1 protein-coding gene is annotated in these 1,115 nt (G+C 58.3%); it reads left to right on the top strand.

All coding sequences use genetic code 11. From position 1 onward, the window contains the following. Positions 1 to 72: 72 nt before the first annotated feature. The coding region (locus RY831_RS32970; protein WP_326510496.1) for an IS256 family transposase at positions 73 to 1,115 on the top strand (1,043 nt) is incomplete at its 3' end.

Genomic DNA, 1,115 nt, shown 5'->3' with positions numbered 1-1,115 from the left:
GAGCCTGTCAGATTTTTTGTGTAAAGCGGGGTCATGAAATAATACCGAAAGGGATGTTCCATGACCGACGTAATGACCACCAAGAAGCCTAAAAAACAGAAAGCACCACCGCCGTTTCCAGTCGAACTGATTGACCAGTTACTGGCCACCGTGCAGAACAAGGATGCCGAGTCCATTCTGGGCGAGTCCGGACTGGCCGGGCAACTCAAGAAGATGCTGGCTGAGCGCATGCTGGCGGCCGAACTGACCCACCACCTGGAGAATGAAGGTCAAGCCAGCAAGAATCACCGCAACGGCACGTCGCCCAAGAAGGTACTGGCACCGGGTGGCGAACTGCAACTTGATGTGCCGCGCGACCGGCTCTCAAGCTTCGAGCCCAAGCTGGTAGCCAAACACCAGCGGCGCATGCCCGGCTTTGATGATCATGTCATCAGCATGTATGCACGCGGCATGACCGTACGGGAGATCCAGGGCCACCTGCTGGAGCTGTATGGCACCGAAGTGTCACCGGACCTGATTTCCACCATCACCGACGAAGTCATCGAGGAAGTGACGCAATGGCAGCAGCGACCGCTGGAGGCCATGTATCCGATCGTGTACTTCGACGCGCTGAGATTGAAGATCCGTGACGAAGGAACCGTCAAGAACAAAGCGGTGTACCTGGCACTGGGCGTGCGCGCCGATGGTCGCAAGGAAGTGCTGGGGTTGTGGATCGAACAGACGGAGGGTGCCAAGTTCTGGCTCAAGGTCTTCAATGACCTGAAGAACCGCGGCCTGAATGACATCCTGATCGCGGTAGTCGACGGCTTACGCGGCTTCCCGGAAGCCATTGAAGCGGTCTATCCGCAGGCGCAGATCCAGACTTGCATCGTGCACCTGATCCGCAACTCAACGACGCTGGCAGCGTGGAAGGACCGCAAGGAACTGGCTGCGGCGCTCAAGCCGGTCTACCAGGCCGCCAACGCGGACTTGGCAGCCGCGGCACTGGATGAGTTTGCCGCTGGCCCCTGGGGAAGTAAGTTCCCGACTGTGGCGGCAATGTGGAAGCGCCAGTGGCAGCAGGTCATTCCCTTCTTTGCGTATCCCCCTGAGGTCAGAACCATCATCTACACAAC

Source organism: Noviherbaspirillum album (genome assembly GCF_035916955.1).
Classification (GTDB): domain Bacteria; phylum Pseudomonadota; class Gammaproteobacteria; order Burkholderiales; family Burkholderiaceae_D; genus Noviherbaspirillum; species Noviherbaspirillum album.
Note: the sequence above shows the minus strand (reverse complement) of the source record. Positions and strands in the feature narration are given on the sequence as shown.